The organism is Streptomyces shenzhenensis (assembly GCF_003688995.1).
Lineage (GTDB): Bacteria > Actinomycetota > Actinomycetes > Streptomycetales > Streptomycetaceae > Streptomyces > Streptomyces shenzhenensis_A.
In genome coordinates this window covers 1-12,537 of sequence record NZ_PENI01000046.1, presented here as the reverse complement: position 1 = coordinate 12,537, position 12,537 = coordinate 1, and the positions used below count along the sequence as shown (strand labels likewise).

11 protein-coding genes and 2 pseudogenes are annotated in these 12,537 nt (G+C 68.5%); 7 read left to right on the top strand and 6 right to left on the bottom strand.

Annotated features, from left to right (window positions below; translation table 11 throughout):
- Nucleotides 1-30: 30 nt before the first annotated feature.
- The 6 genes from CTZ28_RS41745 to CTZ28_RS41720 all read left to right on the top strand — a co-directional run bounded on the left by CTZ28_RS41745 (nt 31) and on the right by CTZ28_RS41720 (nt 5,270).
- Nucleotides 31-819 carry an SDR family NAD(P)-dependent oxidoreductase gene (locus tag CTZ28_RS41745; protein ID WP_121894984.1) on the top strand — a complete coding sequence of 263 codons (789 nt, stop codon included), beginning with the start codon at nt 31-33 and terminating at the stop codon, nt 817-819.
- 38 nt (nt 820-857) lie between these two features.
- Nucleotides 858-1,595, top strand: a complete 738-nt coding sequence (locus CTZ28_RS41740; protein ID WP_121895032.1) for an SDR family NAD(P)-dependent oxidoreductase — start codon at nt 858-860, stop codon at nt 1,593-1,595.
- A 19-nt stretch (nt 1,596-1,614) separates the two neighbouring features.
- Nucleotides 1,615-2,655, top strand: coding sequence for a zinc-binding dehydrogenase (locus tag CTZ28_RS41735; RefSeq protein WP_121894983.1), 1,041 nt, complete (start codon nt 1,615-1,617; stop codon nt 2,653-2,655).
- A gap of 52 nt (nt 2,656-2,707) precedes the next feature.
- Complete coding sequence (locus tag CTZ28_RS41730; protein WP_121894982.1) at nt 2,708-3,385, top strand: 4-carboxy-4-hydroxy-2-oxoadipate aldolase/oxaloacetate decarboxylase; 678 nt, start codon at nt 2,708-2,710, stop codon at nt 3,383-3,385.
- Nucleotides 3,382-4,269 (top strand): NAD(P)-dependent oxidoreductase, encoded by an 888-nt coding sequence (locus tag CTZ28_RS41725; RefSeq protein WP_121894981.1) that lies wholly within the window; start codon nt 3,382-3,384, stop codon nt 4,267-4,269. The genes CTZ28_RS41730 and CTZ28_RS41725 overlap by 4 nt, the downstream gene beginning before the upstream one ends.
- A gap of 71 nt (nt 4,270-4,340) precedes the next feature.
- The gene (locus tag CTZ28_RS41720) at nt 4,341-5,270 is read left to right on the top strand and encodes a LysR substrate-binding domain-containing protein (RefSeq protein WP_121894980.1); all 930 of its coding nucleotides are present in this window, start codon (nt 4,341-4,343) and stop codon (nt 5,268-5,270) included.
- A 4-nt stretch (nt 5,271-5,274) separates the two neighbouring features.
- Here the strand turns inward: CTZ28_RS41720 and CTZ28_RS41715 are convergent, their stop codons facing one another.
- The 5 genes from CTZ28_RS41715 to CTZ28_RS41690 all read right to left on the bottom strand — a co-directional run bounded on the left by CTZ28_RS41715 (nt 5,275) and on the right by CTZ28_RS41690 (nt 10,918).
- Nucleotides 5,275-6,018 carry an SDR family oxidoreductase gene (locus CTZ28_RS41715; protein WP_121894979.1) on the bottom strand — a complete coding sequence of 248 codons (744 nt, stop codon included), beginning with the start codon at nt 6,016-6,018 and terminating at the stop codon, nt 5,275-5,277.
- A gap of 385 nt (nt 6,019-6,403) precedes the next feature.
- A complete protein-coding gene (locus tag CTZ28_RS41705; RefSeq protein WP_121894977.1) occupies nt 6,404-6,943 on the bottom strand; it encodes a hypothetical protein in 540 nt (179 codons plus the stop codon).
- 88 nt (nt 6,944-7,031) lie between these two features.
- On the bottom strand, nt 7,032-9,014 hold the full coding sequence (locus tag CTZ28_RS41700; protein WP_183154853.1) for a hypothetical protein: 1,983 nt from the start codon (nt 9,012-9,014) through the stop codon (nt 7,032-7,034).
- A complete protein-coding gene (locus tag CTZ28_RS41695) occupies nt 9,011-10,174 on the bottom strand; it encodes a 5'-methylthioadenosine/S-adenosylhomocysteine nucleosidase family protein (RefSeq protein ID WP_121894975.1) in 1,164 nt (387 codons plus the stop codon). Before CTZ28_RS41695 ends, CTZ28_RS41700 begins: the two co-directional genes overlap by 4 nt.
- Nucleotides 10,175-10,918 carry an NUDIX hydrolase gene (locus tag CTZ28_RS41690; RefSeq protein ID WP_121894974.1) on the bottom strand — a complete coding sequence of 248 codons (744 nt, stop codon included), beginning with the start codon at nt 10,916-10,918 and terminating at the stop codon, nt 10,175-10,177.
- Nucleotides 10,919-11,212: 294 nt separating this feature from the next.
- Here CTZ28_RS41690 and CTZ28_RS49415 point away from each other — a divergent pair.
- Nucleotides 11,213-11,388: pseudogene (locus tag CTZ28_RS49415) on the top strand (IS5 family transposase); the annotation flags it as partial.
- A 136-nt stretch (nt 11,389-11,524) separates the two neighbouring features.
- Here CTZ28_RS49415 and CTZ28_RS41680 read toward each other — a convergent pair.
- A pseudogene (locus tag CTZ28_RS41680) lies at nt 11,525-12,537 on the bottom strand (hypothetical protein); the annotation flags it as partial.

Below are 12,537 nucleotides of genomic sequence, written 5' to 3'. Positions count from 1 at the left end.
GACCGCCCACGGACGACCGACTGGAGAGCCGTGCCCCTTCCACCACCGCCCGCCGCCGACTTCCCCGCGCGACGCACCGCGATCGTCACCGGCGCCGCGTCACCGCGCGGAATCGGCCGGGCCACCGCCGCCTGGCTCGCCGCCGAGGGCTGGTCGGTCGCCGTGCTCGACCTGGACGAGACCGCCTGCCACGACGTGGCCGCACGCCTGACGGACGAGCACGGCGTCGCCTGCCTCGGCCTGGGCGTGGACATCCGCGACCGCGCGGCGGTGGCCGCCGCCGTGCACCGTGTCGACACCGAACTGCCGCAGCTCGTCGGGCTCGTGAACAACGCGGGCGTCAGCTCGCCCGTGCCGTTCCTCGACGTCACGGACGCCGAATGGCACCGGGTGATCGACGTCAACCTGCACGGGACCTTCCATGTTACCCACGCCGCGGCGAAGATCATGGCCGGACACCGGCTCGGCCGTATCGTCAACATCTCCTCCACCTCCGCCGAACGCGGTGGCGGGGTGTACGGCCGGGCCGCCTACTCGGCCTCCAAGGCCGCGCTGCTCGGCCTCTCCCGCACCCTCGCCCGGGAACTCGGCGCGTACGGCATCACCGCCAACTCCGTGGCGCCCGGCTCCATCGACACCGACATCATGGGCGGCCGGCTCACCGACGAGCGCAAGGCCGTACTGCTGAAGGACCTGCCCGTCGGCCGGATCGGCACCGTGGACGACGTGGCCGCGGTCGTCGCCTTCCTGCTGAGCGAGCGCGCCGGCTACCTCACGGGCGTCACCTACGACGTCAACGGCGGATCGCACATCGCGTGACGCACACGACACCGACAGACGCGAAGGACGACAGCACCGTGGACGTACCCTTCAGCGCCGACCTGACCGGCAGGACGGCCGTGGTCACCGGGGCGAGCACCGGCATCGGCCACGCGATCGCCGAGCTCTACCTGCGCAACGGCGCGACCGTCATTGGCATCCACCGCCGCGAGAGCGCCGCGCACACCGGAGCGTACGTCCCGGTGACCGCCGACCTGAGCGACCCGGAACAGGTGCGCGACACCGCCGCCGGCATTCTGCGCGAGCACCGCGTCGACATCCTGGTCAACAACGCGGGCCTCAACCTCCGGCACCCCTTCGAGGAGTTCCCGGTCGAGGACTGGGACCGGGTCCAGCAGCTCAACGTACGCACCGTCGTCGAACTGACCCAGCTCTTCGGCCGGCCGATGCTCGCACGGGGCTCGGGTGCCATCGTCAACCTGGCCTCGATGCTCTCCTTCACCGGCGGCTTCACCGCCTCCGCGTACGCCGCGTCGAAGGGCGCGATCGGACAGTTCACCAAGTCGGTGGCGAACGAGTGGGCGTCGAAGGGCGTCCGCGTCAACGCCGTCGCGCCGGGCTTCATCGACACCGAGATGAACGTCGCACTCGTCGCCGACGAGACCCGCAACCGCCAGATCCTCGAACGCATCCCCGCGGGACGGTGGGGCACCCCGCGCGACATCGCGGGCGCCGCGCTGTTCCTGGTGTCCGACGCCGCGCGCTTCATCCACGGAACCGTGCTGCCCGTCGACGGCGGCTACCTCGCCCGCTGACCGGAAGGAACCCGCTGCCATGAAAGCCGTCGTCGTCCACGGACCGGGGGACCTGCGCGTGGACGCGCTGCCCGAACCCAAGACGGCACCGGACCGGGTCCTGGTCCGCATCGTCTACGGAGGCATCTGCGGCTCCGACCTGCACTACGCCGCGGACGGCCGCAACGGGCCGTACACCGTCACCGAACCGCTGGTCCTCGGCCACGAGGTGGTCGGCGTCGTCGCCGGCGCGGGAGAGGACGTGCCGGACGCGCCCGCCGTCGGCACCCGCGTCGCCCTGCACCCGGCGACCCCCTGCGCACCGCCCGACACCGCCACACCCACCGGCCTGCACCTGGACCCGGACGGCACCTACCTCGGCAGCGCCTCCACCCGGCCGCACACCCAGGGCGGCTTCGTGGAACTGTTGGAGGTACTGCCCTCCCAGCTCCGTCCGCTGCCCGCCGGACTGCCGCTGCGCCGGGCCGTACTGGCCGAACCACTGGCCGTCGTCCTGCACGGCACGGCGCGCGTGGGCGAGCGGATCCGGGGCGCGAAGGCACTGGTCAGCGGAGCGGGCCCGATCGGTGTGCTGGCCGTCGCGGCGCTGCGGCACGCGGGCGCCGCCGAGATCACCGCCGTCGACCTCCAGGACTTCCCGCTGCGGACCGCGGCCGCGGCCGGCGCCACCACGACCCTGAACCTCTCCGAGGGCGGCACCGTCGACCGGTCGGCGTTCGACGTGACGGTCGAAGCGGCGGGCGCCGTTGCCTCGCTCGCCACCGCGCTGGACGCGGTACGCCCCGGCGGCGCCGTGCTCCAACTCGGCATCCTTCCGCGCGAACCGGTGCCGGTCGCCATGTCGGCCGTCATCGCCAAGGAGCTGACGCTGTACGGCTCCCAGCGCTTCGACACCGAACTCGACGCCGCGATCGCCCTGCTGGCCGCCGACCCCGCGCTGGACGCGGTGCTCAGCCACGAGTTCGCCGTCGAGGAAGCGGCGCAGGCGTTCCGCTGCGCCGCCGATCCCTCCCGGTCGGCCAAGACGGTGCTCCGGGTCTCCGCCGACCCGGACCTCTGACCCCGCACGACACCACCGAACCGCAACGCAACCCACCGCAAGGGGAGTCCCCATGATCCATGTACGCACCCGGATCGACCGTCCGTCCGCCGACGTGGTGGCCGCGCTCGGCCGCTTCTCCGCCGCGACCATCCACGAGGCACAGGGCCGCAAGGGCGCCCTGGCGCACCGGCTGAAGCCCGTGGACCCGGCGATGTCCTTCTGCGGACCGGCCTTCACGGTCGACGCGCAGGCGGGCGACAACATCATGGTCCAGGTCGCCATCTCCTACGCCCGCCCCGGCGACGTCGTGATCGTCGCGGGGTCGGAGTTCGAGCAGGCGGGTTCCTTCGGCGACGTCCTGGCCACCGCCTGCCAGAGCAAGGGACTTGCCGCCTTCGTCACCGACTCCGGCGTGCGCGACAGCGCGGACCTGCGCACGCTCGGCTTCCCCGTCTTCTCCGGCACGATCTGCATCGAGGGAACGGTCAAGGAGACCCTCGGCCAGGTGAACCGCCCGATCGCCGTCGGCGGGCAGATCGTCCGGCCCGGCGACATCCTGCGCGGCGACGCCGACGGCATCGTCGTCGTCGACCCGGAGGAGGCCGAGGAGGTCGTCCGGCTCTGCCAGGAGCGCGAGGACCACGAGGCGGAGATCCGCGAGCAGCACCGGCGCGGCGACCGGACGCTCATCGAAGTGCACGGACTCACCGAGAAGCTCAAGGCCAAGGGCCTGGTCGTCGAGGAGTGAGCCGGCCCGAGAACGGACCCGGCGTCGCCGTGCTCGGGCTCGGCCCGATGGGCGCCCCGGTGGCCCGCCACATCGCCCGCGCGGGCTTCCCGCTCCAGGTGTGGAACCGGACCCGCGCCACGGCGGACGAGTTCGGGCAGCGGGCCGTCAACCGCCCCGAGGAACTGCGCGCGCGGGTCGTGCTGTCGGCCCTGCCGGACATCGACCAGCTCGATCAGATCGTGCCCGAACCAGTCGTACGCCGCTGGGCCGCACAGGGCACCACGCACGTGGCCGTCCTGAGCACCACTTCCCCCGACAAGGTGCACGGGTTGGCCGACCGGCTCGGCCGGCACGGCCTGGTCGTGCTCGACGCGCCGATGAGCGGCGGCGACGCCGGTGCTCGCGCGGGCACACTGAGCCTGATGGTGGGCGCCGGCCCGGAGGCGTACCGGACCGTGGAACCGGTGCTGCGGTCCTTCGCCACCACCGTCGAGCACATGGGCCCGCCCGGCGCGGGCAGCGCGGCCAAGCTGTGCAACCAGGTGATCGTCGCCGGCACCCTGGTGGCCGTGGCCGAAGCGCTCGACCTGGGCCGCCGGGCTGGCCTGTCCGGCGGGCAACTGGTCCGCGTGCTCCAGGGCGGCCTGGCCGCCGGTGCCGTCCTCGACGCCAAGGCGGCGAAGATCCTGCACCGCGACTACCGGCTCGGCGGCAGCGCGGCCAACCAGGTCAAGGATCTGCGGTACGCGACCGCGCTCGCCGACACCCTCGGCGCCGGCCTGCCGCAGACCCGGCGCACCCGTGCCCTCTACGAGGAGGTGCTGCGCCGGGGCCTCGGCGACGCGGACCACGCGGCGGTGTACGAGGTCGTCTCGGCGGAAGAAGCGGCCGGGAACGAGTGAGCCGTGCCCGGCTGTTCCGCTGCCGGGCCCCCTCGGGATACGTTCACCTGCAACGATTCGGGAGGCACGCGATGGACACCCGCAGGCTCGGTTACTTCGTCAGAGTGGTCGACGTCGGCAACATCACCCGGGCCGCGGACTCGCTGCACATCACGCAGTCGGCGCTCAGCCAGCACATCTCGGCGCTGGAGAGCGACTTCAAGACCCGGCTGCTGGAGCGCACCGGCCGCGGCGTCCAGGTGACGGCGTCCGGCCGCTCCCTCTACCGCTACGCGCAGGGCATCCTGCGCCTGGAGAAGGCGGCGCGGATCGACCTGCGCGCCGACAACGACGCCCCGGCCGGACTGGTGACCGTCGGCCTGGCCTCGTACAGCATGGCGCCGGGTGTCGCCGTACCGTTGCTGCGGGCGGTACGGGAGCGGTACCCGAACATCCATCTGCAATTGATCCAGAACCTGACGGTGGTGATGAGCCAGGCGGTACTGTTCGGCCAGGTGGACATGGCGCTCATCTACGACCCCGGCTATGTCAAAGGGGTCGTGTTCGATCAGGTTCTGAAGGAGGAGTTCCACCTGGTCACCAGCGCCCGGACGCCGCGCATCGGCAGCCGCGGCGACACCGTCACCCTCAAGGAGGCGAGCCGTCTGGACTTCATCATGCCCAACGAGCTGCACACCGTACGGCGCGTCACCGACGCCGCCTTCCACGCCGCGGGACTGCACTGCTCCGTCGTCGCCGAGGTCGAGCCGGACACGGTACTGCGGGACGCCGTGGTCAACGGACTCGGCGCCACCGTGCTGCCGCTCACGGCCGCCAGGGAGCACTTCGCCCCCGAGGAGGTGCGGGTCTACCGTTTCGCCGACACCCGGTTGTGTACCGCGATGTCCTTGTGCACTCCGGAGGTGCAGCCGCTCTCGCACGCGGCCGCGCTCGTGGCCGACCTGCTGCGCACGCTCCTGCTCGATGCGTCGGTCCCGGGCCGCAGAGCCGCGTCAGCGTGACGCATCAGCCGGCGCGGCGCTCGAATGCGAGCCCGCCGGGGACCTGAAGGGTGGGAAGAATCTCGATGTGCCCGATATTGACATGCGGCGGCGTACCGACGGCGAATTCGATGGCGTCGGCGATGTCCTCCGGCTTGAGCGACTCGTAGCCGTCGAAGAAGCGCCGCTGCGCCTCTTCCATATCGCCGAGCAACCGGCCGAATATCTCTGTCTCGACGCGCCCCGGACAGATTTCGGTGACGCGTACCCGCCGGCCGAATCCGTCCACGCGCAGTTGCCGGGACAAGGTGTGCACCGCCGCCTTCGTGGCGTGGTAAACGGTGTTGCCGCCGAAGTTGTACACGCCGGCGATGGAGCTGATGTTGACGATGTGGCCGAGGTCGCGCTTCACCATGCCGGGCATGAGCAGCCGCACAAGGTGCAGTACGGCCTGGATGTTGACCGCCACCTGCTCGTCCACGGCCCACTCGTCGGCGGTGAGGATGTTGCCCGTGCGTGACACACCGGCGTTGTTGACGAGGACGTCGACGTCCAGGCCGCCCACCGCCTCGGTGAGCGCGGCGGTGTCGGTGATGTCCACGGCGTGCGGGACGCAGCCGGTCCGGGCGGCGAGGTCCGCCAGCCGGTCGCCGTCGCGGGCGACCGCGTGCACCTCAAGGCCCTGCCGGGCGAGCCGTTCGACGACGACGGCGCCGATGCCGGTGGAGGCGCCGGTGACCAGGGCGGTCCGGTAGTCGGAGAAGGACATGACGCGGATCTCCTCTTCGAGCGAAGGAAGAAGAATGCTGCTATGGATTGAATACCGGCTGTGCGGTCGCTGCAACGGTGATTGTTTCTTCCGATAGCGCCAGAAGAACGCGTGATTCTTTCTTCGCCAGGTTCCGCGCTGGTGCTCGTCCGGCCTGGAAGGCTTCCTCCACCCGCCAGCTCGACCTAGCGACGCGGACAGCAGCCGGTGGCTGCCAGGCCTGCCTGGGTACCTTCACGGCCAGAGCATCCGCGCGGAACTTCCCGGCACCGGTGGTGCAAAGCCGCTAGACGCCTTCGGCGTACGTAGTTGAGCCGCCCCCGCCGGCGGCAGCCGGTGCACGGTCCGAGCTACACGGCGAGCAGCCCAGCGCCGCGGAGGCGCACTACCGCTCCGTATAGCGCAGGAACTGCCAGCCCAGTACGGACAGGGCAAGTGTCTGTGCGAGGGAGACGATCACGAGGAGAGGCCGGACGGCGGGAGAGCACCAGAATGCGGTCACGCAGATCATCGGCAAGGCCAAGTACGTGAACAGATCCACAGCGGTTTGCAGTCGCTTGCGCGTGGTACGGCTCGTATCGTCGCGGTGGTAGATCTCCCAGCCGAACACTGCGCCGTGGGCGCCGCTGAGCGCGGCCAACCGCGGTCCCAGCTGGTCGCGGATGTAGCAGCCGACCGCCGAGATCTTCTCGTCGTTGACCAGGTAGGTCCAGCCCAGGACCAGGCAGATCGCGGGTACGGCGAGCAGCAGTTGAGCCTGCCTGCTCTGGACGGTGATCGCCAGGACCGCGGTGGACGCGGCGAGCGTGAAGTAGAGGAGGTTGTCACGGAATCCTATGCGGGTTTTTTGCTCCTCCTTGATGCGGTCGTACTCGGCCAGCAGCAGCCTGCTTTCGGTGATTTCTTCTATGGTGGCCACGGCCATTCCTAAGCTCGGGTCCCGGCTGGGCTGATGAATGGACGGGCAGGGCTCCGGCGTTCCGGCCCCTGCCCGCCCTGAAGGCCCGGAAGACTCAGTCGGCAGCACGGAAGGGCGGCAGGTTGTTGGGGTTGTTGCGTTCGATCCAACCCTTTCCGTCCGCCGCGATTCCTTCCAGGAGGCGGAAGGTGTGGATGAAACCAGCCGCATTGAGGTTGATTTCGGCGATTTCCTGGGCGTTCTCGTCCGGCGCCAGTTGATGGGAGTCGGCGTCTTTGACGCGTATGTTCCTGGCCGGCCCGTTGGTGAGGATGAGCTCCAGGTCGTAGCCGACATGGGTGCGTTCCGTGACCTGTACGGAGGACAACGCGTCGAACCGGTAGTTGCTTCGCTGCTCGTTCCCACGTTTTGCGTCGGTGAAATCGAACTCTGTGCTGATTTCACGAACGCCATCCTGCGTGACCAGGAAAAGACGGAAGTTGTAGCGCGAGTATCGCCAAGGACCGCCCTTCACACGCCCTCGCTTGTAGGGGCGTGCGGGTGTCATCAGGATGGTGTGGGTGATCAGGTCGCGCCAGGTGAGCTGGTAGTGGCGGAGTGCTTCGTCGACGAACAGCGTCTTGTCGCAGGTGAGCCAGGTCTCCATTTCCAGCTCACTGGGTCGCGTGGTGTCCAGGACCGACTTCCAGTTCTGGTACGCGACTTGCCGAGCGGTCAGCCGCTCTTGATATTCCTGGGTTTCCTCGGCCAGTCGGTGCTCTTCACCCCGGGCCTCCAGCCACGAGGACGCAGCCGCACGTCCGGACCAGACCGCACCGCCTACGGCTACGATGGCCAACAGCATCTGCGACGCACCGGCACCCGAGACCACTGTTCCGAGCAGAGCAAGAGTCGTGATGCCGAGAGCGATGAGGGCGACCACGCACAGCGCCTTCGCCACCGCCGGCGTCTGGTTCTGGTGACGATGATCGAACAGAGTACCGTTGTTGTGGCGGTTTCGGGCATCCTCGGCGAGATAGCGGATCAGCCAGTTGACCCGGTCCACGCTGATTCGGCTCTCGCGGTAGAGAAGCGCGATCTCGGCGGCGAGGCTGTTGCGGATGTGAACGGTATGACCGAGCCACTCATGCGGGGCGAATCCGTTGGGCACACGGGTACTGAAGTAGTGATCGAAGGAATGACGGACGCGGTTGGTGAACCCGTCCCCGGTAGAGGCGGGATCGCCCGCGTGGGGGCTGTGGGACTCATGGTTCCTGGCCTTCAGTTGATGTTCCTGGTACCACCAACGGCGGCCGAAGTGAGCCGCGGTCAGGCCCGCACCGAGCGCCACCAGTAACTCGATGCCTGCCGCAGCCGGATCCGCGACCAGCGCCAGGATCCAGAGGAATGCGGTGACGACGACGAACAGGCCGGCTCGGACCGGGAGGGCTGCCTGGGCGGCAGCAGCGGTGCTCGGACGGGGCGGCAGGGCCCGTGGCCCGATGGGGTCGGGTTCGAAATAGGCCCAGACCCGTTGGACCCGGTCGTTGCCGAAGCGAGTTGTCTCGGCCCGCTCGCGGTTCTCGGCCCACAGGCTGTCCTTCAGCCCTCCGGTGAGTACGAGGTCGAGGTGGTCGAGGATCGCGTCATGCTGGCGAGGTGACAGGGCTCGCAACCGCTCCAGTACGCGTCCTGTTTCGCCGTCCGTGGAGCTGAGCATCGCCAGCAGTTCGAAAGCGACGCGCAGAGCGTCTTTCCACTCTCCCTCGGCGTAGGTCCGTACGAGCCCGGAGGCATGATGCAGCCGGTGGAGTTCTTCGGTGCTGAGGTCGTGGTAGGCGCGTGCGCTGAGCATGGCAAGCACCCAGTGGAAACGGACCTCCGCGTTGTCGTGTCCGTGGGCGATCGCGTCACTGATCATGTCGCGAGCACGGCTGGGGACGCCATCCTCCAGGAACCGCACACCGACCTTGTACTTTTCCTGAGGTGTTGCATCCGGATGGATGAAAACATTGGAGTTGTGTACGACCTCGGCCTGAATTCCGACGGTGGAGCCGTATGCGGCCGAATTGTGTGTGCCACTGCTGTCGTCATTCATGACAAGTCACCCGCCGCAACGACCAGTGGTGCCAGCCTGGCCACCAGCTCGGGAGACTCTGCGATCAGACCGCGTAACCTCTTGAGCGCCATGGTCGCCCTCTTGGACGATTCGGGAGTGTTCTCCCTTGCCGCCCGGCGGGCAAAGCCCAGCTCGGCCAGCGCCTCTCGACAGGTGTCGTCGTCGAAGGCGCCCTCGGTGTGGTGACGCTTCAGGTGCTCACGAAAACCGTCCAGTTCCGCGACCAGGTCCGCCGGACTGGTCACCTTCCGGTCCGCGTTCACGTAGACGCTGCTCTCCTTGACTGAGCCGGCCATGATGCCAACGGTGCTGTTATGGGCGGTGTTGCTGACGTGCCCCTTGAGTCCGTCGGCCGTATGGGCCCTGTCTGCCTGGGACATTGCTATCTGCTCCTGTTCTCCCACCAGTTCCACGGCCAGCCGGGTGGCGAATGCCGCCGCATTCGCCGCGGCCCGTGGTTGCCAGTTACGGTCCTTCGCGCTGCTCTTCGTACCGTCCGCTCGGTCGCTGATTCCGCGGATGATGGCCACCGGTGCCCCGCTGAGATGACCGGCCTGCGCCACACCGGCGGCCTCCATCTCGATCGCGAGCGCGTCGTTGTAGTGCTGCCGGATCCACCGCGCCTCGGCCGAGATCTTCGAGTTCTGTACGACCTCGCCGGCGGCGATCGCGCCGAAGCGCACCTGTGGCGCGCGCCCATGATCGGGCATGTCGTCGGCCCAGTCATTCATGCGAGCCAGATGCGAGCCGAGCTGGCTGATACCGTGCGCTGCCTCCCACACCCGGGGACGGGCCTTGAGCCCGTCGTCCTCGCTGGTCCCGCCGTGGTAGGCGTACACGTGTGTCGCCATCACCACGTCGCCCAGCCTGGCGGTGTCCCACAGGGCACCGGCGACGCCGACGAACAACACGGCCACCGGCGAAAACTCCTGTATCGCCCGCTCAGCGATCACCGCGGCGGAATGATTCCCTTTGTTCGTCAGACCGAGCGCGACACGACATGAAGTGCCCTGCACGGTTCCCACCTCGAACCGCGTGCCACGCTCATGACGGTGCACCTGCGGACCGGTCAGTTTCCAGCGTACGGCCTGGTACTCGAGATTGAGGGCGGTGAGAATCACCACCAGGTCTTTCGACATCTATTCCCCTTCCCCGCTTGTGTCCTCTTCTGTTGTGAACGGCACAGGTCGGATCAGTGGTGGGAACAACACTGTCTTCGGCCCGGCCCGGTACAGCCGCGCGGGCCGTCCTCCCGTGCTCCTGCGTCCCGGGCCGGCGGGGATGATGAATCCCTTTACGGCCTGGACTTTCCGGTAGAAATTACGAGTGTCGAGTTCGGTTCCCCAAACCGCCTCGTACACCTGCTGCAACTCGGCAATGGTGAAAAATTCTCCGCAGAATGCCGTGGCCAGCGCCGAGGATTCGAGCTTGGTACGGGCGCGTTCGATTCCGTCCGTCACGATACGGCGGTGATCGAAGGCCAGTTCCACCTCACCGGACAGAACGGCTTCCGCGGGAACCCACGCAGCATCCATGGCATCCGTTCCCGCGACCGGTTCGGGGAGTCCCGGCGCGATCGCCAAGTGGGCCACGGAGACGACTCGTCCCCGTGGATCACGGCCTGCGTCCCCGTAGGTGGCCAACTGCTCAAGATGCACCCACCCGGCAACCAGAGCCGTTTCCTCGCTCAACTCGCGGTAGGCGGCGTCCAGAATCTCCTCACCAGCGTGATTGAGGAATCCACCAGGCAGAGCCAGCATGCCCTGAAAAGGATCTTCGCCCCGCTCCACGAGCAGGACACACAGTCGTCCCTCACGCAGTGTCAAGATCACGAGATCGACCGTCAGTAGTACGGGAGGTGGTGACCACACGTCAACTTGCATGCTGGCTACGGTACTTCGGTTCCTGTCACTTTAACAAGAAGGGCGACGCGGAGGCCGTCGGTCTGTATGGCGGAGGCGCTCCGAGTGATCAACTCGTAGTCCGCTCCACAGTCGAGCGTGAGCCGATCGTGGCCTGCTGGTTCGGTGTGGCCTCGAAGTGGCTCGGGAACGGGTACTTGCCGTTCCAGGAAGGTCTGGAGGACTGCCTGGGCTGACGGTCGGGGCGGACGGGGACTGTCAACGTCGGTGAGGCAGAAGAAGCCGAGGTACGAGCGGCGCCGGCACGCACTGAACGTCGGCCGCCCGCCGAGCAACGAGAGCGTGAAGACCTTCACCAGCGTCCTGGCGGTGCTGGTCACCGTGGCGAGCGTGCAGGACTCCGTCGCCGGCACGCCGCCGCCCTCGGCATCGATATGGAGATTGTCCAACGCACGTACGGAACCAGGGGATTCACCCCGCTGCGCAAGCGCTAGACCGTGGAGCTGACCTACGGGTGCCTGATGTTCCACCGCCGCCCGGCCCGCGACTCGCGAGACCCTGCTATCGGGGTGTTGACGCGGCCGGGTTCATGTCGCGGGGGTGTGGGCGGTCCCGGTGCGGGAACGGTCAGCCGTCTGTTCCAGCTGCCCAGAGCACGGTGTCGCCGGATTTGATCACGATGTTTCCGTCTGCTTGGAACACGAGGACTGCTCCTTGGTGGCCATCGGTCTGTGAGGCCCACAGGGGCTGTCCGTCGCTGTTGTAGACGACCAGGTTGCCGTCAGTCTGGAAGCGGGCGGAGTTGCCTTCGCCTGCGGTCATCGTGGCCCATCGCGCCGTGTGGTCCTGGTCGGCGGCGACCAGGTTTCCGTCCTGCTGCATGGTCAGGGTCCGGGCGTCGGTACCCACGGACTCTCCGGTGGCCAGCTCGAAAGTGGCCTGTATGACCTTCAGCGCCGCGCCCTTGTCCTGGGGCTGCTGAGCCGAGGCGGACGGTGTCTTCTGCGGGGTTGCCGGGGCGGACGGTTGTCCCTGCGTGGGCGGCGGGGATTCGGCCGAGGAACGCTGCGTACCGAAGTGGACGGCGGCCACCACGCCTCCCATGACCGCGACCGCCGCGACGGCCGCGGTCAGCAGCCAGGCCGGCCGGCGGCGTCGCCCGGGGGCGTCCGGTGCGGCGAGAACGGTGTCGGCCCCGATCGTCGGTAAGGCCGATTCCTGACCTGCGGGGGCTGCGAGGTCGACCACGGTGCGCGCCGCCTGCTCGGTCTCGGTGAGGTGTCCGGCGAGAGCCGTGGGGCATTCCTCGGGCCAACGCCCGACCGGGCCGGCGCTTTCCTCCAGCCGGCTGCTCAGCTGGGCCGCTGTCGGGCGCGCGAACGGGTCCTTGGCGAGACACGCGGTGAGCAGCGGCACCAGTTCCGGGGGGACGCCTGTGAGGTCGGGTTCCTCGTGGACCACCCGGTACATCAGCGTGGCCGCGGGGATTTCTTCCCCTGCGCGTGAGAAGGGGCCGTGTCCGGTTGCGGCGTGGACGAGCAGGGCGGCCAGCGAGAACACGTCGGCGGGTTCGGCGGCGACTCCGCCGACGGCCTGGTCCGGTGCGAGAAATCCGGGGGAGCCCACGGAGACACCGAGGC